The 22,715-nt window shown below is 43.2% G+C and carries 17 protein-coding genes; 6 read left to right on the top strand and 11 right to left on the bottom strand.

The annotated features are described in order from the left end of the window. Positions 1-7: 7 nt before the first annotated feature. The 4 genes from J0M30_00275 to J0M30_00260 form a co-directional block, all read right to left on the bottom strand. Positions 8-571, bottom strand: a complete 564-nt coding sequence (locus J0M30_00275) for a hypothetical protein (protein ID MBN8665903.1) — start codon at positions 569-571, stop codon at positions 8-10. A 57-nt stretch (positions 572-628) separates the two neighbouring features. Further along, positions 629-2,950 (bottom strand): TonB-dependent receptor, encoded by a 2,322-nt coding sequence (locus tag J0M30_00270; GenBank protein ID MBN8665902.1) that lies wholly within the window; start codon positions 2,948-2,950, stop codon positions 629-631. 60 nt (positions 2,951-3,010) lie between these two features. After that, on the bottom strand, positions 3,011-3,349 hold the full coding sequence (locus J0M30_00265) for a hypothetical protein (protein ID MBN8665901.1): 339 nt from the start codon (positions 3,347-3,349) through the stop codon (positions 3,011-3,013). A gap of 111 nt (positions 3,350-3,460) precedes the next feature. Next, positions 3,461-4,039, bottom strand: coding sequence for a diheme cytochrome c-553 (locus J0M30_00260; protein ID MBN8665900.1), 579 nt, complete (start codon positions 4,037-4,039; stop codon positions 3,461-3,463). A gap of 169 nt (positions 4,040-4,208) precedes the next feature. Between J0M30_00260 and J0M30_00255 the strand changes: the two genes are divergently transcribed. Next, a complete protein-coding gene (locus tag J0M30_00255; GenBank protein MBN8665899.1) occupies positions 4,209-6,572 on the top strand; it encodes a TonB-dependent receptor in 2,364 nt (787 codons plus the stop codon). 102 nt (positions 6,573-6,674) lie between these two features. Beyond that, complete coding sequence (gene bcp, locus J0M30_00250; GenBank protein MBN8665898.1) at positions 6,675-7,154, top strand: thioredoxin-dependent thiol peroxidase; 480 nt, start codon at positions 6,675-6,677, stop codon at positions 7,152-7,154. Here bcp and J0M30_00245 read toward each other — a convergent pair. Continuing rightward, complete coding sequence (locus J0M30_00245; GenBank protein ID MBN8665897.1) at positions 7,151-9,130, bottom strand: glycoside hydrolase family 97 protein; 1,980 nt, start codon at positions 9,128-9,130, stop codon at positions 7,151-7,153. The two genes, bcp and J0M30_00245, sit on opposite strands and share 4 nt — an antisense overlap. A gap of 78 nt (positions 9,131-9,208) precedes the next feature. Between J0M30_00245 and J0M30_00240 the strand changes: the two genes are divergently transcribed. Then, positions 9,209-9,520: a hypothetical protein gene (locus J0M30_00240; protein ID MBN8665896.1), complete on the top strand. Its 312-nt coding sequence runs from the start codon at positions 9,209-9,211 to the stop codon at positions 9,518-9,520. A gap of 173 nt (positions 9,521-9,693) precedes the next feature. On the opposite strand, the gene J0M30_00235 is transcribed toward J0M30_00240, so the two are convergent. The 3 genes from J0M30_00235 to J0M30_00225 all read right to left on the bottom strand — a co-directional run bounded on the left by J0M30_00235 (position 9,694) and on the right by J0M30_00225 (position 12,524). Continuing rightward, on the bottom strand, positions 9,694-10,446 hold the full coding sequence (locus J0M30_00235) for a DUF3800 domain-containing protein (protein ID MBN8665895.1): 753 nt from the start codon (positions 10,444-10,446) through the stop codon (positions 9,694-9,696). Between the two features lie 249 nt (positions 10,447-10,695). Next, positions 10,696-11,697, bottom strand: coding sequence for a hypothetical protein (locus tag J0M30_00230; protein ID MBN8665894.1), 1,002 nt, complete (start codon positions 11,695-11,697; stop codon positions 10,696-10,698). Positions 11,698-11,861: 164 nt separating this feature from the next. Then, positions 11,862-12,524 (bottom strand): NAD(P)-binding domain-containing protein, encoded by a 663-nt coding sequence (locus J0M30_00225; protein MBN8665893.1) that lies wholly within the window; start codon positions 12,522-12,524, stop codon positions 11,862-11,864. A gap of 163 nt (positions 12,525-12,687) precedes the next feature. Here J0M30_00225 and J0M30_00220 point away from each other — a divergent pair, with 163 nt between their 5' ends. Then, positions 12,688-13,098, top strand: a complete 411-nt coding sequence (locus J0M30_00220) for a winged helix-turn-helix transcriptional regulator (GenBank protein ID MBN8665892.1) — start codon at positions 12,688-12,690, stop codon at positions 13,096-13,098. A 116-nt stretch (positions 13,099-13,214) separates the two neighbouring features. Here J0M30_00220 and J0M30_00215 read toward each other — a convergent pair whose 3' ends face one another. Beyond that, positions 13,215-13,928: an alpha/beta hydrolase gene (locus tag J0M30_00215; protein ID MBN8665891.1), complete on the bottom strand. Its 714-nt coding sequence runs from the start codon at positions 13,926-13,928 to the stop codon at positions 13,215-13,217. Positions 13,929-14,129: 201 nt separating this feature from the next. Between J0M30_00215 and J0M30_00210 the strand changes: the two genes are divergently transcribed. Further along, on the top strand, positions 14,130-15,146 hold the full coding sequence (locus J0M30_00210; protein ID MBN8665890.1) for a hypothetical protein: 1,017 nt from the start codon (positions 14,130-14,132) through the stop codon (positions 15,144-15,146). Between the two features lie 468 nt (positions 15,147-15,614). Continuing rightward, entirely contained in the window at positions 15,615-18,845 is a 3,231-nt protein-coding gene (locus tag J0M30_00205; GenBank protein MBN8665889.1) for a hypothetical protein, read from the top strand. A 673-nt stretch (positions 18,846-19,518) separates the two neighbouring features. Here the strand turns inward: J0M30_00205 and J0M30_00200 are convergent. After that, the gene (locus tag J0M30_00200; GenBank protein ID MBN8665888.1) at positions 19,519-21,087 is read right to left on the bottom strand and encodes an AbiV family abortive infection protein; all 1,569 of its coding nucleotides are present in this window, start codon (positions 21,085-21,087) and stop codon (positions 19,519-19,521) included. A 58-nt stretch (positions 21,088-21,145) separates the two neighbouring features. Continuing rightward, entirely contained in the window at positions 21,146-22,690 is a 1,545-nt protein-coding gene (locus tag J0M30_00195) for a hypothetical protein (protein ID MBN8665887.1), read from the bottom strand. Positions 22,691-22,715 lie beyond the last annotated feature (25 nt).

The raw sequence follows: 22,715 nt of genomic DNA, 5'->3' as shown, positions 1-22,715 counted from the left end.
CAACCCATTACTGGATCCTGGTATTGAAAGTCACTTCTATATCCGTGCCCGATTTAGTACTGTTCACCAGGTCACCGATCGCTTTATTGGGAGGTGTTCCGGGATAATGCCGCAAGGTGATCTTTACCGTTCCGGTAGCAGCAGGTCCTGTGGTCCATGAACTGGTTAAACCTAAGGGTACACCATTGGAATCATCATCCAAACCAGAGATCAAAAGGTTGCTGGTTGGGGATTCCTCAAAGTAGAATCGATGCGCGTCTGACTCGCCCGAAATTTCTGTGGTGATATCCTTCACCGGACTCGCGGTTTTATTCAGTAACGTTAACGAAACGCTATAGGTCTTCAAGGGCGACAACACAATCTCGTCTATGGTAGGTGCCGTTCCGCCGGGTCCATCAGGATCGTCATAATCAAACACCAGGGTAGTACCTCCGCCACTGGGAACAAAGGTCAATTGCATCGTTGTGATCACTTCTTCATCATTTCCTTCCACTTTATCCTTTTTACAGGAGGAGAATACAATCCCGGCCAATACCAGGGCAACGGATAACATTTTAAGATTTTGTTTCATGATTATCGATTTGGTAATAGGTTTTAAAATTTAATTAATGCTAAAAGCTAATAGCTATTAGCTTTTAGCTTTTCCAAATGGCACTTTGATTCGCAATCCGATATTTCTTCCCATTTCATCGGTGAAATAACGCATACTGTTCAGGTATTCCCGATATACAGTATTCAGCATATTTCGTCCGGTGACAGCGAGCGTGATTTTTTGTTTACCCAATTGAATGGTGGTGGACGCATTCAGGTGTAATAAATGATAAGATGGTGGCGGGGCTTTATAGTCCTGCTTACCATTCTTATCCGATGGCACCTGTGTTTGCCGCATTACATCCTGCCACTCCAGAGAGATATACGATTCACTAAGCCGCTTTCCTTCTTTGAAATTATATACCAACTCGTTGCTTAGCCGATGCGATGGCATCAGGATCAGCCAGTCATTTGTTTCCTGGTTGCGGGCAAACAGGATCGATACCTTGGATTGCCATTCCAGTTGCGGACTGAACTTCCAGGCAAAGGCCAGGTCTGAACCCATAAGCAAAGCATTCGTCTGGCTGTATTTGATCAGCGGGAAAGCGCCAGCGATGGTCAACACCGGACTATCAGGTACAGGTTGCTGATAAATAAAATCGCGGATGAAATGCGCATACAATACCCAATCCAACTGAAAAGGCCCCGATTGATAATTGATATTACCGGTAAGGTGAAAGGCCTTTTCGGGTTTTAGAAAAATATCTCCCCGCTCGTAGGTAGCTGTTCCATGGTGAATACCATCGCTGAGCAATTCATTTACATAGGGAGCCCGGCTGGAAAGACTAATACCCAGATTGGTCTTCCATTTTGCCGAAGGCTTATAAATAACATTGGCAGAGGCCGCGAACGTAGAGAAATTGAAATCATTATTGATCGTGTCCCCATTGTATTTCAATCGCCTTGTCTGTATGGTCTTATAGTCGTACCGCAACCCACCCTGTACTTCCCAATCATGTTTACTCCATTTTTGGATGAGGTAACCCCCAAAGGTGTACGCATCATAATTGGGGATGAAATAGCGTCCACCATAGGTGTTGTTCTGTTGAGTGGCAGCGATACCGGCTGTGCCTGAAAAGTGATTCTTTCGTGGTTGTTCCCATTGAAGGTCTTGAGAAAGCGTAAGGATCGAGAGGTCGAGTTGTGGACGGGTATTGGTGCTGTTTCGTACGATATCGTATTCCTTACGGTTATTGATCTGTGCGGCTACCAATACATTGAAACGATGTTCGCCTTTGTAGAAGGTGGATTTCAATTTGGCCAAATGGTGTGTCACATCCTGATAAGGGCGGTTGATGGAATAACTGTTTTGCCCAAGAAAAACATCATCCGGTTTTGGTGCGGCAATGGCGGTCAACAGATCGGTCAGGTTGCCGATATGCGATCCCGTAAAGATCCCCACTTTGGTATTGAATTGGCTGTAATAGGCCTCCGCATTAAAGCGATCCTTCTTCCAACCCGCCGTTACGGAGAAATTCAATTCTTCGTTGGCGGTATTGTTCAGACGGTAATCGGGGGTTTGAATATTGGCCCCTTTCTTGAAGGTGCCTTGCACCCGATACCGGAAACCGGTCCATTTTTTTACCTGCTCCTCCCAAGTACCCGAAACTACATATTGCCTGTTATTGGTAAAATAGGCGGTATTGAATTCAGCAGCATACCCCGTTTGCAGACGTAATGGTCTGGGCTCTACCAGAATCACCCCTGCAATGGCATCTGAACCATATTTTAATTCATCCACGCCTTTTATTACAACTAATTTATCGGCAATAAAAGGATCGATCTCGGGGGCATGTTCATTTCCCCATTGTTGACCTTCCTGTCTTACCCCGTTATTGATCGTGAGTATCCGGCTGCCATGTAAACCGTGGATCACAGGTTTGGAAATGGTAGAGCCGGTTTGTAACTGGGTGATGCCATTGATACGGCTCAGGGCTTCAGCCAGGGAGAACCCTTTGGTTTCTTCCAATGCCTTACCTGCCAGTTCCTGTTTGAACCCGGTATTGGGTGTTCCCTTTTGGGCTTCTACCACAACCTCGCCCAGGGTCTTTCGGGCATGGGGCATGTTCAGGTCCAAATGGCTATCCCGGGAAAGGGTGATGACCTTTTCCATTGGATCGCAATCCACATGGGTAATATACAGTGAATAGGGGCCCGGGCAAAGATGCTCAAATACAAAATCGCCCTTGTCATCCGTAACGATCTTCATTCCCAGTTCCCGGATGGTGACCACAGCACCTACCAGTTTTTCCCGGGTATCCGCATCCTCAAGGTGGCCCGATAATTTTAAGGTGCACAATTGTGCCTGAAGGGATGACCCCAGCAGGGACAGCAGAATTATAAAAGCAGATTTTTTCAATGAAATAGATTGGAAGAACAGCAATAGACAGGATATTACCTGTCAGTCGATCAGCCGGGTTCAACCAATAGCAGGGGGACCACGGCCTTCCCAATAGGAGGGACGGGTAAGAACAGCATCTTCAAGTTCAGGAGTTATGGCTTTAGTCAATACAGGAGAAGTAGATAGAGCGATCTCATCTATTTGATCCAGAAAAGGAGAAGTAGCTACCTGATCGTTGAAATGGCAATCCACTCCGGCCTTTCCCAACTGAGCATCCTTTCCCGGTTCCAATTTGGCAGGCCCATCGCGGTGACCGGCAAATAGATCATGCAAAAAAGTTTGAGGGGTGATGCTAAGCGTAAAGATCGCCAGCATCATCACCGACAGGAATTTTTGTATGACACTTTTTTGAATCACGTTGAATTGCAATGTAGTTGCAAAAATAGGAAATTTATTTGATTCAGGCCGGGAAGGTTTATCCCAGCGACTACCGTCTTTTTTGCCGGAGTCGCTGGGATAGATCAACCCTTATTGCATTTTATCTGGTGAAATGGGATCCGGAACCTTATTCTTTATCGGCCTCGTACTCTTGAGATAGGCGAATAAAGCCTTCATATCCGATTCCTCCATATGAATATAATTCATCCAGGGCATGGGAGGCAGGAGATCACGGCTGTTTTCCAATCCTTTCCACTTTCCTTTGGTTAAAGCTGTCTTGAATTGATCAAAGGTCCAGGTACCGATACCGGTTTCATCCGAAGTAAGGTTGGCGGAGAAACTGATTCCCATAGGCGAAGCCATGGCGGTCAGCTCCCCATTGAACAAGGCCCAGCCCTGTGCAAAGGCTTCGCGGGATACTTTACCGAGTGGTGTTCCCTCGCGATATCCTGACAGGATGCGGCTTGTATCCGGTACAGGACCCCGGGGTGTCATAAGTTTTGGGGTATGGCAATCACCACAGCCCATAATGGTGACGAGATAATGTCCTTTTTTAATCAGGGAATCATTACTGATCTCAGTGGTGGTCGATGTGGTTGTACTGGTAAAATTGCAGGAAAGAAAATAAATGCCGGCACAGGCCAGCAAGGCAAGTGAAATGGAGCGCATGTGGGTTGGTTTTGGTTACAATTGAGGGGAGAAGGTACGGAAAAAACACATTTGCGCTTTTCACGAGGCGGGAAATACATAAGCTTCGCCAAATGCTTGATTCTCATAATTGTGAACCATTTTTCTCCTGTATTGTTGTGGAAGGCAGCAACATGAAATGACGATTTTTATGAAACGACTCTTAAGCCTGGCCTTTCTCTCTTTTCTTTTTTTACAAAATGTAAATGCCCAAACCGGTACCCTCTCTGGTTTGGTACGGGATGGGTTGACAGGACAGCCACTTTCGGGTGCCACGCTTCGGTTTAATGAAGGGGATAAAATGGCCACCACCGATAGCAATGGCCGGTATTATTTTTCTGGTCTTTTACCTAAAACCTATAACCTCACCGCTTCCTTTGTCGGATATACTTCGCTCACCATTTTCAACATTGTTATCCGTTCGGAAGGGAATATCGATGTCAATTTTGATCTCAATCCCGAAACCAGAACTCTTTCGGAAGTAATAGTTCGTCCCAACCCTTTTCGCAAACCCCTCAATACACCCCTTTCTGTACAAAAGCTTAGTCAGGAAGAGATCGCTGCCTACCCGGGTGGTAACAATGATATTGCCAAAGTGGTACAATCCTTTCCCGGGGTATCCGGCTCGGTGGGCGGGTTTAGAAATGATGTGATCATTCGGGGAGGCGCGCCTAATGAGAACGTCTATTATCTTGATGGGATCGAAATTCCCAATATCAACCACTTCTCCACCCAGGGCAGTGCGGGTGGGCCTGTGGGGTTACTCAATGTATCTTTTATTGAGGGGGTCACCTTATCCACTTCCGCTTTTGGCGCGCAATATGATAATGCGCTTTCGGGTATCCTGCAGTTTGATCAGCGCAATGGAAATGCCAGTCGGTTCAATACCAATTTCCGGCTGAGCTCCAGCGAGGCCGCGATAACTGCTGAAGGCCCGTTATTCAAAAAGGATAGGGAAGTAAGCAAGACGAGCTTTCTTGTTTCCGCCAGACGCTCTTACCTGCAATTGCTTTTTAAAGCGCTTGATCTTCCTTTTCTTCCCGATTATTGGGACTATCAATACAAGATCCGGCATCAGATCAATGCGCGTAATGAGATCATCTTTACCGGGGTAGGTTCGGTGGACGATCTCAAGATCAATGAACTCAAGGAATTTGATGCCGAGCAAAAAGCCATTCAGGATCAGATACCCGTTATCCGTCAACGATCAAATACCTTGGGGTTAAGTTGGCGACACCGGTTCCGGAACAACAAGGGAAATATTCTTACGGCTTTAAGTCATAACCGTCTGCGCAATGAATTCTTCCAATACAGTGACAACGTACAGGAAACCGGGCTCTATTATTCCAATGATTCAAAAGAAGATGAATCCAGGTTGCGCGTCACCGTTACACAGCTTTCAGGGCCCTGGACATTTTCCAATGGGGGCGTAGTGATCATTGGGGATTATTTCAATAAGGCGCTTGACCTTGTCAATAATACAAATTTCAACGCCGGGGTAACCCTTACCCGTTATGGGGCATTTGCCCAGGCGGCCCGCAAATGGTTTGACAACAGGCTCTCGGTGACCCTCGGTTTACGGACCGATGGAAATAATTTTACCGGCTCGGGAAATAAACTCCTCAAACGTTTAAGTCCCCGCGCAGGATTGTCCTGGCAATTGGATAACAAAGGCGCCTGGAACTTCAATGCCTCTATTGGACGTTATTATAAAATTCCTCCCTATACCATACTCGGGTATAGGGGGTCTTCCGGTGATCTGATCAATCGAAACAGTGAATATATACAGAGTGATCACATCGTGGCGGGTATTGATTATTTGGTTTCTCCCTCTGCCCGGATCACCTTAGAAGGTTTTTATAAAAAATATAATGACTATCCTGTTTCCCAGATCGATCAGGTTTCACTGGCCAATAAAGGAGGAGGGTTTGAAGTATTGGGAAATGAGCAGATACAATCCATTGGGAAGGGCCGTACCTATGGTGCGGAGATCCTGTTTCAACAAAAATTTACCGGCCATTGGTACGCTATTGGGTCACTTACTTTTTATCGGTCGGAGTTTACCGGTTTTGATCCCGATACCTATCTGCCTGCTGTATGGGATAATAAGGTATTGGTATCCTTGTTGGGGGGATATAAAATGAAGAAGAACTGGGAGATCAGCGGGCGTTACCGGTTTCTTGGAAGAGCACCCTATGCACCTGTCAATGTACAGGCCACCGAATTATATTATCCGGCAGTCATACGTGACTATGGTTTATTGGGTTCCGTTCGCCTGGACCCATTAAGCCAGTTGGATCTCCGGATCGATAAGAAATGGAGTTTTAAAAAATTCAGTCTTGATCTGTTTCTCGATATCCAGAATATCCTCGGTACCGATCTGCCCCAGGAGCCCCGGTATGGACTTGACCGGGATGCCAATGGGGATATTGTACAACCCAGGCAGTTGGTATTGGTGTCCGCCCAGAATAGTAGTACCGTATTGCCTTCTTTGGGAATTGTGATAAACTTTTGATTTACTCAACGCATTGAGTAATTTTACCCAATGCGTTGAGTAATTTGCAAAACCGCGTTCAACATATTCATTTACAAAGCATTAATTTAAGTCAACTCTTACATGCCCACTCCCTTACAGGTAGGCCAAAAAGCCCCCGCCTTTTCAGGTACCGATCAAAATGGAAAAAAAGTTTCCCTCGCCGATTATAAAGGGAAAAAACTGGTCCTCTATTTTTACCCTGAAGATGATACACCAACCTGTACGATACAGGCCTGTAACCTGCGTGACAATTATGGCCTGTTGAAAAAACATGGATTTGAGGTGGTGGGCATTAGTCCGGATGAGGAATCCAAACACAAAAAGTTTGAAGCAAAATTCTCCCTTCCCTTTACGCTGATTGCTGATATCAGGCATACGATCCTTAAAAAGTATGGTGTTTGGGGCGAAAAGCTGATGTTTGGTCACCACTATATGGGGGTTCACCGCACTACCTTCCTGATTAATGAGAAGGGTTTCATACAAAAGATATTTCTTCGGCCAAAGAACAAGGAACACGCCCGGGAGATACTGGATGCCGCAAATGGTGGTAATGGAAATTAAACCCTTTCTTTTCTTTTCAATCGAATGGCAAACCCGCCACCTGGATTGAGCTGAATATTCATTTTGTCTCCGGAATCTACCATCCCGGTCTCCCGGATCAGCGCATTGGGTTCATTGGGGCGGGCAGGATCATCCTTGTAAATTTCAGCTTCCCATTCTCCTTTTTCCAAAAAAGAAAAATCCAGTTCCAGCGTCCTGGCTTCTTTATTGGTAATGCCACCCACATACCATTCATTTCCCTGCCTGCGCGCTATGCTGATATACTCGCCGACTGACGCATTTATAACCTTTGTTTGATCCCATACAGTTGGCACCATTCTAATAAATTCAAAACCCGGTTGTCCTTCATAGGCAGCCGGAAAATCGCATACCATGCCCAGGTAGCTTTCCAGCACCACATACATGGCCAGCATATGTCCCCGGGTGCCCAGCATCAGAGGGCGGGTGTATTGTACTTTAAACAAAGAATCCGGAATAGCCCTGAAACCACCCATGTGGTAGTCGGTCGGGCCTGCCAGCATACGCGTAAAGACAATGTTCAGGTCATGATCCGGCGTGATCCTTTTTTCCCATTTATTAACTTCATAATTCAGGGTTCCTTCCCGGGTCAGTTCGTTGGGATAGGTCCGGGAAAGACCCGTCGGTTTTTCCACCCCGTGGAATTGAATATGTAGTTTATGCCTGGCTGCTTTAATCAGTATTTCTTCTTTGATCCTGGTCATTTCCTGGTCATCGCGGTCCATGAAATCAACCATCATCCCTTTTAAGCCCCAATATTCAAACAGGGCAAAGGCGGTATCCAGTTTGGGGTACAGGGCCTTCCAATGCACCCACACCCGTACATCTACCCCCTGTGATTTCGCGTAATCACAGATTTGTTTCATGTCAATACCCGGTACGGGTTTGGTAACATCCGCGCCAGGGCCGGGTTGATAACCTTCCCCGTCATTCGTGTACCATTCATGTCCATTGCTTTCGACCACGGAATGGTATTCGATGCCATGGCGGGCACAGAAATCTATGTAATATTTATTGTTTTCAAAATTATTGCCCGGGGCAAATATGGTATCGGGAATAATGCTGCCATTCCACCAGGGGAATGTGGTTTTTCCCGGTTTGATCCAGGATTCGTCTTGTATATGTGAAGGGTCGTTCAAGCTGGTAATCATATTCGATTCAAAAAGGTCACCCAGGCGGTCACTGATCAGCAATACCCGCCAGGGGCTTTGGTGCGGCAGGTTTGATTTTACTACGATTTCCGGATTATCAGGCCAGGGCGAAAGACTTGTTACAAGCCTGTTGTCTTCTTTTTTCAGGTACATCCCGGCATAGTCCAGCAAGGCGGCTTCGGTGATGGCGAGATAGGTTTTTTCCGGAAATTGAAACAGGGCGGGGGTATCCACCAGCGTGTCCTTTGGTATTTCGCTGAGGGGGAGGGTACTGTAGGTGCCTTCATGAGAGGTGGTATAGCCAGGTAGTAGGAGGGCCAGGGTTTGCGGATTGCCGGTCAGCCTGAACTCCGTCAATTCCTTTGCCAATTGAAGATTAGTCAAACCTGTTTGTTCCGGAAAAACATATCGAAAAGCGACGCCTTCATTGAAAGCCCTGACGATGAGCCTGACTTTTCGGAAAGGCGCGATACCTTCCTGTAATGGAATAACGACTTCACGGAATGCATCGGAAACATATTTTGCCTTACCCACTTTCAGTTCATAGGACTCAATCCCTTCACGAAAAACTGGTTTCTCCCCGATCCGTATATTACCTAACAGGCCACTACCCGTAAATTTCAGTTCCAGCCTGGAGGGGGTGACCAACGGCTTATTTTTAAAATCCACCCGGTAATACGCTATACCTTTTTCCAGCGAAAAATGGAATTGAACCCGTCCATCAGGTGAATTGAGTTTAATAGTTTTTTGGGAAAAACCTAAATAGCAGTATGAACAGAAAATAAGAAACAGGAAAAGGATTCTCATGGGAAATTATTTTGCTGTACCAAAGGTAGGATTCAGGGTTGAAAGTAGTAACCACAGTAGAACAGTGAAGATTCAGGAGTGGAAGCCCAGTTTGCGCCTGTCAACGCGATCATTTGTGAAGACCTCGATGCAGATGGGTTTGTCGACCTGCTCCTCGCCGGAAATGAGTACCAGACTGAAGTAATGACCGGAAGACAGGATGCCTCTTATGGACTTTTCCTGAAAGGAACCGGACAAAAATCCTTTCTTCCCCAATCTCCTTTGGTTAGCGGGTTTTTAGTAAAGGGGGATGTAAAAGATATGGCGCTGATCACTTCAAGTGCGGGTGCCAAGTATGTATTGGTGGCTATCAATGATGATTATCTGAGGGTCTTTCAGATAAACAGGTAAGGAGAGCGAGGGTATCGGACTGATATTTAGCGAATTATAATCATAAAGTTTCAATTTTGTCACACCTAGGGATTTAGCACAACAAATCGTAAATTTGTATTCTTCTAGACCTAAGGGGCTGTACGGCTCCGGATGGCCTGGACCAAATCCTCGGTTTTGAACCGGGGTTTTTTTTAAGTCCGCACTATCCCGTCTTCATCTGCAAATTGAGACAAGAAACAAGAAGCCTTTAATTTTCTGGCAAATATTTTTTCGGCTTGGAATTTTCGTCTTGAACCTTGGGGGAACTCATGTTCTTTTAATGTATAGGCTATAACATCTGCGGCTTGTATGAAAATCGAATCGCCAGAAACCCTGAATATAGGGTCTTCAATAATCCATCCTATTCTTACACCAGGTATTGTAACTCCGCTTGAACCAGTCCCAAGCAATCTTCTGACATGGGTATGAATAACTTTTTCATTCGCCCGATCAAACAACAAAATACCATTTTGATTTTCATTTTTTAAAAACTGATCGAAAGCCTGATAAAGTTTTGTAATAACTGTAGTCAGGTATTCATGAGGATTAAGGTCACTCTTTGTTTTGTCAATCACAACAGTAATTATAGAAAAGGGTTTGTGCTGACCAATTGTTTCAGCAAATTTTTCAATCAGCATCCAGCGGTCTTTGACGCTTATTTGTGTATATTCTTTAATCTTATGAGGATCTATCATCTCTGCACAGTGAAACTCGATATCATACGGCAAATAGGCCTGTGCGGCAATTTGTTTTCGAAAACTTTTTAATACATCTAAGGAAGATTTCCATTTATCAGCAGGAACTATAAGTGCGGATAAAATAAAATATGGAGAGCCTGTTTTTCCAGGGTTTGCCGGGTCAAAGAGCCCGCAATCTCCACTTTCATCAACGTAACAAAAGTACATAGGAAAGAAATTGAAAGAAACGGTTGTGAATTTATCACAACTTAGAATACAAACGATTGTCAGAGCATCGCTGTAGGATAAATTCCCGCTAATAGTAGGGTAAATACCTCGCTCTTTACAAAAATCAAGTGGAGGGTGGCCACAGGTTTACTGCAAATAGTCGGTATCAGGCAAATTTCGGCAGCGTCTTACAAAATTTTTAAAGGTCCAGAAAGGGGAACACTCAGGAGAAAAGGGAAAAGGACCTGATCAGGTTTTAAAGGCCGGTCGGATGGACCAGCTTCGCTTATTGGGCGTTCTCCATACCAGCCACCAGAAAAAGAAAACAGTTACCCCCACACATAGCCAGGTTATGGTTTGTTGGTGCAGAACGGTACTCAGGTCGATCAGCATCCCGTCTTTAGCGAAGCGGCCAAATCCTAACAGAGCCGGTATGCGATACCAGTAATAACAAGACACCGCGCTTGCGGCAAAAGTCCCTACTAACTTTCTTTCCCAATGCGCCGGGGTAAATGGTTTGATCAATAGAAACAGGAACAAAGTGACAAGCGTACCAATCAGGGGGTATTCGTAAACCGATAGCATAACCATCAGGTTGTCGATTCCTTCATGATCTGGCACATGAAACCAACCCCATATAAAGCCGGGTAGGCCCCCGACCAGAAGCAGGCTGGACAGACGATGACTGACCGTTTTTTTGGGAAGCGCCGGGTGAAAATTTGGTGTGGAATCCGGACACGGGATGGAACAGTTTACACATTCCTTGCAATGGGCATTTGCCATCGACATCCATGTATTTTCCCCATATAGTTTTTCTACCGGGCTTACCGGACATAGTGTAGAACACCACCCGCTTTTCCAGTCAAATATCAACCCCATACCAAAACCAATTAAGGCACATAGAAATAACAGGATTGCAGTGGCCTGGCCATTGGTATTGAAGATGGCGTGACGGAGTGGTACTATCACATATAAGGCGATAACAGCCAATAAACTCAGTTTACCCTGCCATTCCACAGGCATGATCTTTTTGGCTGAGAGCCCAAGATGACGGGGTAACAGGGTGGTGGTGGCGAGAGGGCATACATTTCTCCACAAGCCTGTTGCCACAACCAGCAATGCCGGTGCGACGGGGATCAGCACATTCCAGAACAGGAGTAATCCCAGGTCGGGGAAATACAGGAGGCTGAAAAAGAGAAAGGCCCCAAGGGCCCAGAACAGGATTTGCAGGGAAAGCCAAAATCTGGCCATAGCTGGAGACATTCCTTTTTGTGATCCAGCACCCAAACTTTGTACCGATGAAGTAAACATAAGCAGCAGGCAAGTAATAGGTCGGAAAGATATATGGATAGCCAGAGCCTGGATATGATTTTGGTCAGTTGGGGTTACTTCAGCCACCTCACTCAAGAAGGTACTTACTTCACAATTTTGAAATTAAATGCTCCGTTATGGGTAGCCATATATACTCTTAACCAGATCGGTAATACTGCTTCTGTTCCTCTTGCATTGGTAATGTCTCCCAGGTCAAGCAAGTTTTCTTCCTTCCAGCCAAAATTGTCAACCAGTAAATTTTTTACCGTTGCTTTTGCATCAGCATTATTTCCGCAGAGATAGTTCACATGGTCGCCGCCGCCAATAATAGCCGGGTTAACCATAATGCCGCACCACATGGTATTAAGTGTTTTCACCACTTTTACATCGGGAAATGTTTTCTGAATTTCTTCACCCAGTGAATTTGTATTGCTTAATGAGGGAAGAAGTGATGGCGGTATTCCGTTTGAAAAATCCAGCGGGTTGGCTATATCAATGAGTATTTTTCCTTTCAGGTTGGTTGCACCAGCCTGTTTTAATGCATCAATAGAGTTTTCACCTTTGGTAGCATTAAAAATAATTTCGCCAAAAGCGGCTGCATCAGCAAAGGTTCCCTGCAATGCATTGGCGCCAATTTTCTTTACCCATTCAGCAGCCTTTTCATTGCTGGCGGTGCGGCTACCCATTTTTACCTGATGCCCTTTAGCAATTAATGCCGAACCGATGGTTTCTCCCACAGAGCCGGTTCCTAATACTGCAATTTTCATTTTTAGTTTTTTAATTTACTTTTGTTACTAGCTGAAAAAAGTATAGTGAAGCAAAAATAAAGGTATTTGCAGTTGCCAAACAAGACCTGTCAATCCTGAAACCAACTATCCTTTTTGACGTAATAGTGAATGGCAGGGTATTTCAGCGTATAAAAAAATATGTATGCTCATAAACGACAAAGAAATCAGGATTAAACTACACGGGCAGGAATATCATTGTGCAATGGATATTACCATGGATTATATTGGCGGCAAATGGAAAACCGTTGTACTATGGTATTTGCGCAAAGACAAGAAACGATTTAGCGAACTGAAGAAGTTAATTCCCGGCATTACAGAAAAAATGCTGAGTATACAATTAAAACAACTGGAACAGGATGGTCTTATTGGCCGCAAAATCTATGGTGAGGTTCCGCCACGGGTTGAATATTCTTTAACCGATTTTGGAAAAACGCTTATTCCCATGCTGGAAGAGATCGCTAAATGGGGACGGCATTTGGGCGAACAAGATGGTGAAATGGTCGAGGTGAAAAGCAATGCGAAGAAGGAGAAATTGAAAGACAATAGAAAATAATTTTATTGGCAAAGTAGTTTTGTATAATCCGATCTCCCAAGTCTTCCCCAACCTTCCCAAATCTCGATCCTCAAATTCCTTAAATCCCAAAAATCGGGTTGCAGCCTCGACGATGATTATTTCCGGTGACTGAACAGCCAACCCGGAAGTTCGGTTTCCTTCTCCACATTCAGCCAGCTGTCGTGGCGGACGCCAGGGTATTCAGTGTAGCGCACTTTTGTGCCACCGGCTTCTTTTATGGCTTGGTAAACGTCCCGCGACAACGATACCGGTACAACATTATCGTCCCCACCATGAAAAATCCAAAGCGGCGTTTGTGTTAAAACGGCGGCAGCCCTGGTGTCTGACCCCCCGCAAACACTATAGGCAGCGGCAAACAGACCCGGATTTTTTTGCAGCACCGCAAATACCCCAAACCCTCCCATCGATATCCCATAGATATAGAGCCGGCTGGTATCCACTGCGCAGACCTTCACCAGCGAATCGACCAGCCGCAGGACCGCCGCCGTAGTAGACGTATGACCCGCCACCCAGGTATTGCCCCAGCCCTGGTCACTGACCGTGCACTTCGGCGTCAGTACAAAACAGGGAAACTGCGCTTGTCGCTCCGCACTGTACCACGACAAATCCCGTGACACCGTATCATTGGCGCCATGCAGGTAGACCAGCAAGGGATAGCGCCGCCCCGCTTCCACCACCGGACGGAACAATCCATACCGCACCGATTCAAAAGTGCTCTGGCTATAGCCTGGATGGTCAATAGGTTTTTGCGAACAGGCTGGCAGGCCGACGGCCGGGAGCAGCAGGAAAAGGAGCAGGTATTTTGTCATGGCCGGTTTTTTTATAAAGGTACGGGGACAATGGAAAGGCGGGCATTCCCTCGCTGTTAAAAACCGGCGAGGTGGTGGGCATGGTTTTTTTGCCTGTCTGGTTTATACTTACTCTGGATTGGCCGTAATCTGGTGAAATCTAATTGTGGTCGTTAGGAGTGAGTAAGACAACTGGCAAATTAAATTTCCTAATTTCCCACTATGAAGCACCGAAGCATCGTACTTGTTCCTGTTCTGCTGATCACGATCGGGATTGGCATTTTCTATTTTTTAAAAGGTTGTCAGCAAACAAGCACCAACTTTGGAATAGTCGGCATGCCTGCCGTAAGTCTGGATGGAAATTTGGTGGTGGTACTTGTTGCCGAGAACGACGGCGTCACTTCGCAGGTCAATGGAGGTTACCGCAAAACAGAATATACGACCACCTGGTGGCTCAAACAGTATGAAACACGAACCGGAAAATTCCTGAAGAGGATAAAATTATTAAAAACCGGAAGGCTGGATAACCAGACCGTAACCTGTAAAGGGGTAGAAGGAAATACGATTTGGCTGGATATAGATCGCGTCAGGGCTTTTGATATCACATCCCTTGAGGAGACCGATCTTAAAAAAGCCTGGGCCTCGGGAAAGGAATCTGCGCCAATTGATTCCAAGATCAATTACAATAGGCTACTACACAAGGAGGACTATGGAACGCGATGCGATACACAATACAATCGTGTTTATATATTAGCTAGAAACAAAGAGTCCGCCGCCGATACCAGGCCTGGTTTTACCGATTTAGAGGGATCCGCCTATCCCATGCAATTTTATTCGACAAAATATTCTCTGGAAAAGATGGGTTTGTATAATCGCTATATCTATGACTCCTTGCATAATCTTGGTGAAACCCTTTATTTCGATCCTTGTTTAGCGGTAGATAATTATCTGGATCAGGTCATTCGTCTTTCTACACCCGAAGGGTATATAATTGTTCACCAGAGGAAAACTGGCAGCGAATCAGAGGCCGTATTTACGCGGGTTGATTTACAGGGCAAAAAATTATGGGAAACTCCATCCAATCTCAGCACCCGGATTTCTTACTGTGTATATAGAGCTGGGATGGTAGCCATTGCCACAAACAAAGATGATATGCACAGCCCCCACCTGGGAAGTGATGCCCTTTGTATCCTGGATTCGCGTAGCGGGGCTCTTGTTAAACCGTCTTTGGACAAATAAATTATTGTTCCGAAAGGGTTCAAATAAAGAAGAGCGGCGTAGAATGTTTTATGCCCGCTCTCCTGAGTCTTCCTCGATATTTCCAAAAATCAGAAGGATGCTGGCCGTAGTCTTACTGTCGTAGGCGGAATCGATTATAGGACAATAGACTATGGCCAAGTTAGTAGCCTCGACAGGAATCGAATTCCGCATGAAAGATACCAAGGATGGTATTTTAGTAAACGCGGAATATAATAGTCGTTAAATTAGTAGAAGCAGGACGCATGAAGTCGAACTTATTTTTGAAAAGAATGAGGCAAATAGAAGCATTTTTAAGAATGTTAGGGACATGATTTTCTGCAAAGAAGCTACTCCAATGATGAAAGGTACTTAAGGGCATAAAATCGATTTCTTAATTAACAAACTGAAAATCATAAGGTTAAAAACATTTTAAACAACAGGTTTGGTAAATTACATTCCTTTTTCTATATGATGCTTACAGAGAATCAACAGCGGATACATGACGGTTTAAAAAATATTGGTGAAGCGTTAGCTAACTTTTACTTGGATGGCCTGAAAATGGCAACACCAGAATGTACTATCTCATCGAAGGCTAATATGATTGCCCATGCTGCACGAGAAATTGATGGGGGCTTACGCGACGTGTTTGCACCAGATAAGGCGATTAAAAAAGTGGGCGCCTCCTTGCCAAATTATGACCCAGATAAAGATGGGCATTTTGCTTCCATCTTGGCAGCGGTTGGAAAAAATGATCCCAATAATTTATTTGCGAATAGATGGTTAGCTGTTGCCAAAAATTTTCACCGGATAGCACACCGGAAAGACATTCACAGCACATCTGTAGATGCCACCGAAATTATTGCAATATGGGCTGAGTATGAAAAAGTTCTAGACATTGTAATTGGCTCGTTTCTGAGTATTACCAACCGGCTTGATAATTTGTTGGAGCTTGAAGAGCCGCCTGGGGAAGTCTTGCTAGCGCTGAAAAACATACTTTCCAATCCCAAGCATGCGCACTACTTTTTTTCACGTTTGGATAAAACACTTTGGTTAAAGCCTCTTAAGGAACACGGTTTTTTCAACGCCGATGAAATACCCAAGAAGGCAGAAGGAAACGCTGCGCCTGACTATTGGTACAGTGTGAAATATCTTCTTAATATTTCTACAAAAGCACGGCGCAACGTAAAAAATTCGTTGATTGAAATTGTGAATGATGTGATGAAATTTTATATCGGCGGAGTAGAATTACATGCGTTCACAGTTTCTGACTTATTGGACATCATCATTAACATTGATGACTTTTCTTTTACCGAGAACGAACGTGCTTTCATTGAAAAGTACGATAGTTATGGGGACTCATGGAGTCTTGTACACTCTAGACTTACCGAGGGCTTAGCGGCAAAACTGGTTGCTAAGAAAGATATTGAAGGTTTAAAAAACCTTCTTAGCTATTTTTTCGGGTTTACGATACATGAAAATCCAGCCATTAGTTTTTTCGGCGAAGAGGCGAAACCCTATTATCAGAACAAACCAAACGTACAAAAGCATTACATCACAGAGTTATTGCACCGCTATGGTGAAAAAATTATGGAGTTGCTTGGCATAGATGCTTTAAAAATTGCAATAGGCAAGATAGAAGATCTTACAAAGTCTGGTTCTTACAACCTGTCACATGGCAACCCTAAATCGATTGAGGAAACAAGCCAAACAGTGTATAGCCATGATTGGGAGGACGAGATTGTTTATTTCATTCGTGATTTTGGTGCAAAGTTGGAATCAAAGCAGCTAGGTACTTTAGTAGATAAATTGTTTGACTCAAAAATACAAGTCCTGCAACGGCTGGGCATTCATTTCATCCGAATGAACTTTGATTTACTCAAGGAAAAGTGGTGGCATTTTGTGGACAATACCGGCGCTGAGGATGACATATACATTCATGAACCATATGTGTTACTTAGGGAACATTCAATGGCTTTTAGTGATGAAGAGTTTAAAAAAGTTGTTGGATGGATAGAGAGGCTGAATCCGCCCGATGTAAATGAAGATGGTACTGAAGAAAAGCGTTACGCAGGGTCTCGTATTCGTAGGTGGTTAACCTCACTACAACCGGCAACTCAGAAAAGCAAAGGGCTGTTAACAGACAAAGAGGCATTTTACCGAACTTGGTACGAAGGAAAGATAACTGATCACCCTGAGTTTGACAGCTATGGTACGAGCCATTTTGGCCCAGATTACCCAATGGCAGTTGAAGAATTCATGAAGCTTTCAATTCACGAACAAATTCAGTTTATCCTTTCTTACAAACCAGAGTATCCGCACGATACTTCTGAAGAAGGTTTAGCTGAATTGCTAAAGTACAATGCAAGGAGCGAGCCGGACAAATATCTATATTCACTGACAGAGTTCATTCCGCTTCATTCATTATACTTGAGCCATCTCCTCGATGGCCTCACTGTAGCATTGCGAGATGAAAAATTAGTTGATTTTTCCTTGGTGCTGGATTTTGCAGAGGCCAAGCTTTCAGACACAAGTTTTGACAAAGAAGATGAGAAACAGTTTTTTTACAAGAGGTGGTTAGCCGGAAGCATCGGGGAATTCGTCAAAACCGTTTCATTTCAACATCAATCGCTTAGCGTTGATGTTTCAGATGCAAACCGTATGATTTCTTTGGTATTAGCAATGATCAACAACACTGTTTTTCAAAATAGCGATGACATAAACAGTGACTATATCAACAACGTACTGAATAGTACACCCGGTCGATTGTACCTAGCATTAATAGAATTGACTAAGCTTTGGGCCAATGTGTTTTCAGACAAAAATCAGCAAGTACGTTGGCCCACCGCCGTTAAAACGCACTTTACACAACTTGTAGGAAGTCATGAAATTAAGGACAGCGATTTTTCTATCATTTTAGGAATGGAAATTCAATTACTGCTATATCTGGATCAAGCTTGGGTAGAAAAATATTTGGGAGAGATATTTGATGAACAAAATACTCGGCACTTTGACCTCCGTTTGCATACCGCACTTTATAGAGCTTCTCAGCTATCCGAGGCTTTTTATAAGTTCTTCAAAAAGCACAATTTATTTCAAAAAGCTTTGAAATATCTAAAGAACGAATCTGCAGCTCTCAGTACCGTAATTGGATATGCTTTGCTGGAATGGAAAGTTTGGGAAGGTGATCCAGAAAATGACAGCATCCTTGCCGAAGTGCTTCAACAAAAAGATCCAGAACAAATAAAACAGTTGGTTCGAGTAGTTTTTGAGCGAAGGCTTCTCTCACAAGAAGAGTTGATTTACCTCTGGGAGCGGCTTATGCCAATATTTGAAAGCACTACTGCCTTAGCCGATTATTATCCGATATTACTTTGGTTTTTTGAACGCTTGCCAAAAATTGAAAAAAAGTCGTTTGATTTAGCAAGTGAAGTAATTGCGAAAGCCAAAAATGGAAGAGAGGTTTATTCCTTTCTACGACATCTTTACAAAATTGCTGATTCAAATATTGAATTTGCTGGAAAACTTGTCCAGCAGGTTTATGACGCAAAGCTTGTTACACCGTTCTATGAGAAAGAATTAAAAGTTTTGGTTCAAAAACTTTACAGTTCAGGATTTAAAGAGATGGCAGATAATATTTGCATACAATTGGCGGAGCAAGGCTCTTTAGAATTAAAGGATTTGTATAATCAGAACAATTAAAGTAGATCTGAATGCTGTGATTTTTTTACTTTATAGTTTTATAGGAAGAGTTATTTAGATATTTTGAGAGCGGTTTATATAAATATTTTTAACCTAAGATTCTCTGGTGTGATTATGGAAAAAGAAATTCTTTAAGAAATAAAACAACTAAAATCTGTCATTTCTAAGCTAATTGGAACATCTGATTTACCTGCCAAAGAACAGTTCTCCAAGGAGGCGCTGGACAAGGCGGCCAAACAGTTTCAAAAGTTAAGCATTGAAAGGGGCGAATGGGTAGAAGAATACAACATCAGCAAATACATCAAAAGTGCTCATTACCGGGCAGACCCCGCTCTCCCGAGTCTTCCTCAATATTTCCAAAAATCAGAAGGACGCTGGCCGTAGTCTTACCACCTAAGGCCTGAACCGATTATAGGGCAATAGACTACGGCCAAGTAAAAAAGATCCCCAAAAAAATAAGGAATCCAAGGTCATATCTCGATCCTTAAATTCCTTAAATCCTAAAAATTTTAGTGTAGCCTCGACAGGGCTAAATAATTTATTGAGAATCAATTAATATAAAAAAAACCGTAAACGAATCCGTAAACTGGTATTTTTAGGCTTGTTTTACGTGTCAAATACGCTATGCTAAAGGTACCTTTTTATTTCGATCTGGTATGGAATATTACTGCTATTATTCCGTAGAATTTTCAGAGGGGGGTACATCTTCCATCGAACCCACTAATCTTATTTCAGGGTTATTCTGCACAGTTCTGACGGCTACCGTCAATATGTATATATCGCAATAAATCTTTATTGCTAATACTTCGGTCATTGTTATTGAATGATGCAATACTGTTTTTGTTTCAACATCCAACGCAAGTTTAATAACCCGGTCATACTCCGTGCGTCCTTTAATCATTCCCTGAATCTGCGCATATCCCACTTCGAAAACCTGCTCTTTATTTGCTATTTTTTCGTGTTTAAGAAGCAATTGCCGAAAGGTATTGAAGAAAATCCTGAACGCATCGAAATCGAGTCGCAGGTGAATGTCTGTTCTGCAGAGCATCGAAAGTGCTGTCATGTACTCCTCGACTTCCTGTTGATCTGCTTTTAAATGAACATGCAGGAAATAGTCATGCACAATGCCAGCCAGGTGCATTTCTTGTTCTTGCAAAACCATCCCCCTGCTTTGCCAATTCGCTTTCAGTTGTTCTGGCACGGATAGCCTAAGTCGTTGTTTCGATTCCAGATCAATAATAGAATCATAAAATACGTCTGTGTCGATGGGCACATGCCAATAGAATATTCCACGGGTGGCAATACTTAAGGCGGCTGCTATTGTTTTCGAAATGTACCAGGACTGATGCCAAAGAATATGTACGGTAACAACCGACGGTAGAATTACTTTAACCTTGAGGGTGTGCTTATCCTTGCTTGCTGCAAAGGAAAATGGCCTGGGATATTTATTAAAAGCATTAATCTCTTTTTTACGAATTGAATGAGACGGGGTGATCAGTGTAAAATTAATTTCCCATTTTTCTTCAAACTTCTCAAAGTTTTCAGGGATTGGTTTATTGATTTCCTTTTCGCTCAGTTCATTCAGAGTAGCAGTTTCTTTTTCATGTTCATCCTTTAACCACTGCATCCAGGCGCGAATATCACCTAGTTCAATTAATTTGGCCTGTGTAGTGGCAGATACTATGTAATTACTTTTACTTTCAATCTGCATATAATTTTGAAACCATTCACGAAGTGGATCAATGATATCAGCATCATCTTCATTCACTTCGCCTTCTATCGCTGCCAGATCAAACCGGCTTTGGGTAAACGATAAAATGCGATTCAGTAACTCGTCGGAAACTTTCTGAGAGGAAGGTACCTGGTCTTCCAACGATCCATAAAGAAAAAGTAGCCGAAGTTCATGGAGATTTCTGGCCATGAATTGGTTTTCGCTCCATTGGTCTTTGGTTATTACGTCTTTGCCAATGGATGGTCCCCATATGGCGAAAAAGAGCTTTTTGATGTGGTCGTCTAAGGCCACATTCATCGTTTCTCTGTCCCAATTTTCAACCTGGTTTAATTTCATCCAAGCCATAAAAATCTTTCCAATCTCTTCAAGAGTCAAAATACAGAGATGGAAACTCAAATGGTTTAGATTCTTTCCCGCTAGTTCACGGGCGCCTTTCAAATTATCTTCTGCATTTTTAATACAGAGACGTCTGAAAGCATTGAATTGGATATATTTTTCTTTGTTGCTCACTTACACTAATGACTATAATTTCTTAATTAGATTACATCTCTAACCGATCAACTTGTATTCACTTATCTTTAGCGGCAGCACTTTGAATCCACTTCTCAAGATCTGTAAAATTGATGATATTGGAATTTCTGGTAATTACCGGATACCTGGATATCACAAAATGCTCGATATTGGCTATTCCCGTTTTACCAATAATTAGTCTTTCTCTACCAGCTTCCTTTTCCAAAGCTTTAACATAGTAACTGCATAGTCTTAAATTGAGGCGGCCCATTTTTTTATAATCAAGATTAACTCTGGTAATGTCTATGAAATTATTCTTACACTGAAAATTGTAAACCTTTCCGTTCTTAATGGTGATGAGGTCAAATTCCTTATGATTTATCCTTGTGATACCTGTTATGGCAAATCCATTGGCTGCGAGAATAGCAGAAACCTTGTCTTCAAAAACAAATCCTGAGTTTATTTGAAATGACCTGTTTTTAACCAGCGACTGCGACAATGTTCGATATACCAGTCTGGTCAGGAAGACAACCGTTGAAAAGTAATAATTATGAACTTTTTGGAAAGGAACGAAACTATTCAAGGCCTTAAAATAATTGTCGGTGGCATTGGTAAGGATTAAAGAAGGGTATTTTTGAGCAATAGGATCGAACTGTTCTTCATCAATGATCAAGTTAAAGTCATCTTTCAGGTAAACAGCAATGTCGCCGAAGAAAGAATTGAGCTCTATAAATTCTATACACTGAGCAAGATTGTATTTTTTAAACGCTCCTTCAAATAGAGCCATTGCGTTGGCTACTTCGCTAAATGAAAAAACCTTCTTTTCTGATTTTGGCAGCATTGGTTTATCCTCTACTAATTCAGGCCGAAGCTCCATCTGGTCCAGTAAGGAAAGTCTTTCGGGTTCCATGAAAAAGCCCTCCAAATGCTGATATTCAAAATTGCCGATGGCCTTCTGGCCGTCCGAAGTCATTTCATAGTCGGGTAAGCTTTGATTTAGGAGCAGGTTGTAGTAGGAAGTCGTGATCCCTACTAGGCAACTATCAAGCGTGTATTGCAGATAATTTAAAGTGTCCAAGTAGCGAACTACCTTTTCCCCTTTTGCAATCTGTGGGATCAGTGTCAGAGTGGTAACAAAATAGGCCCTGCGTGACTGAAAAAAATCTATGCTATCCGAAGTGGACGAAAGATATAGCGGCAGACCCATCTTTTCATAAATGCCCTGCTTTCGATAAGTTGCATTAATTGCGTAACACATCATGGCGAGCTGCTGAAATCTTGTCGAAACATTGTTTTCAAACCTTGTTTCTAATATTTCAAATACCTTTTTGAATAATTTCAAATTGTCATCCTTTAAAAAATCAAATTTTAGATTTAAAAATTTGCTTGCTTCTTCAGGATTCTTCAGTTCTCCGGCAATATTGATCAGTTCGTCTATTGTACGAATAATGGTTCGCCAGTTGCTAAATAGATCAGTCATCTCATATTCTGCTATTGCCTTTACATATATATCGAGATGATAATTGATCGACTCATTAAACAGCGTATCAAGTGCTTGCCCTGATATTTTTCCTATTGGTAATTTCATACCCTGTTCAGCCATTTTTTTTGAGTGAATTTACAGTTTT

Source organism: Chitinophagales bacterium, assembly GCA_017303415.1.
GTDB lineage: Bacteria > Bacteroidota > Bacteroidia > Chitinophagales > Chitinophagaceae > SpSt-398.
The sequence above is the reverse complement of the archived record's forward strand: the minus strand, read 5'-3'. Positions and strand labels throughout refer to the sequence as shown.

Excerpts from the sequence above, each read along its gene's own strand:
- J0M30_00275 (MBN8665903.1), bottom strand. The coding sequence starts at position 571 with ATGAAACAAAATCTTAAAATGTTATCCGTTGCCCTGGTATTGGCCGGG.
- J0M30_00260 (MBN8665900.1), bottom strand. The coding sequence starts at position 4,039 with ATGCGCTCCATTTCACTTGCCTTGCTGGCCTGTGCCGGCATTTATTTT.
- J0M30_00255 (MBN8665899.1), top strand. The coding sequence starts at position 4,209 with ATGAAACGACTCTTAAGCCTGGCCTTTCTCTCTTTTCTTTTTTTACAA.
- bcp (MBN8665898.1), top strand. The coding sequence starts at position 6,675 with ATGCCCACTCCCTTACAGGTAGGCCAAAAAGCCCCCGCCTTTTCAGGT.
- J0M30_00245 (MBN8665897.1), bottom strand. The coding sequence starts at position 9,130 with ATGAGAATCCTTTTCCTGTTTCTTATTTTCTGTTCATACTGCTATTTA.
- J0M30_00235 (MBN8665895.1), bottom strand. The coding sequence starts at position 10,446 with ATGTACTTTTGTTACGTTGATGAAAGTGGAGATTGCGGGCTCTTTGAC.
- J0M30_00230 (MBN8665894.1), bottom strand. The coding sequence starts at position 11,697 with ATGGCCAGATTTTGGCTTTCCCTGCAAATCCTGTTCTGGGCCCTTGGG.
- J0M30_00225 (MBN8665893.1), bottom strand. The coding sequence starts at position 12,524 with ATGAAAATTGCAGTATTAGGAACCGGCTCTGTGGGAGAAACCATCGGT.
- J0M30_00220 (MBN8665892.1), top strand. The coding sequence starts at position 12,688 with ATGCTCATAAACGACAAAGAAATCAGGATTAAACTACACGGGCAGGAA.
- J0M30_00215 (MBN8665891.1), bottom strand. The coding sequence starts at position 13,928 with ATGACAAAATACCTGCTCCTTTTCCTGCTGCTCCCGGCCGTCGGCCTG.
- J0M30_00210 (MBN8665890.1), top strand. The coding sequence starts at position 14,130 with ATGAAGCACCGAAGCATCGTACTTGTTCCTGTTCTGCTGATCACGATC.
- J0M30_00205 (MBN8665889.1), top strand. The coding sequence starts at position 15,615 with ATGATGCTTACAGAGAATCAACAGCGGATACATGACGGTTTAAAAAAT.
- J0M30_00195 (MBN8665887.1), bottom strand. The coding sequence starts at position 22,690 with ATGGCTGAACAGGGTATGAAATTACCAATAGGAAAAATATCAGGGCAA.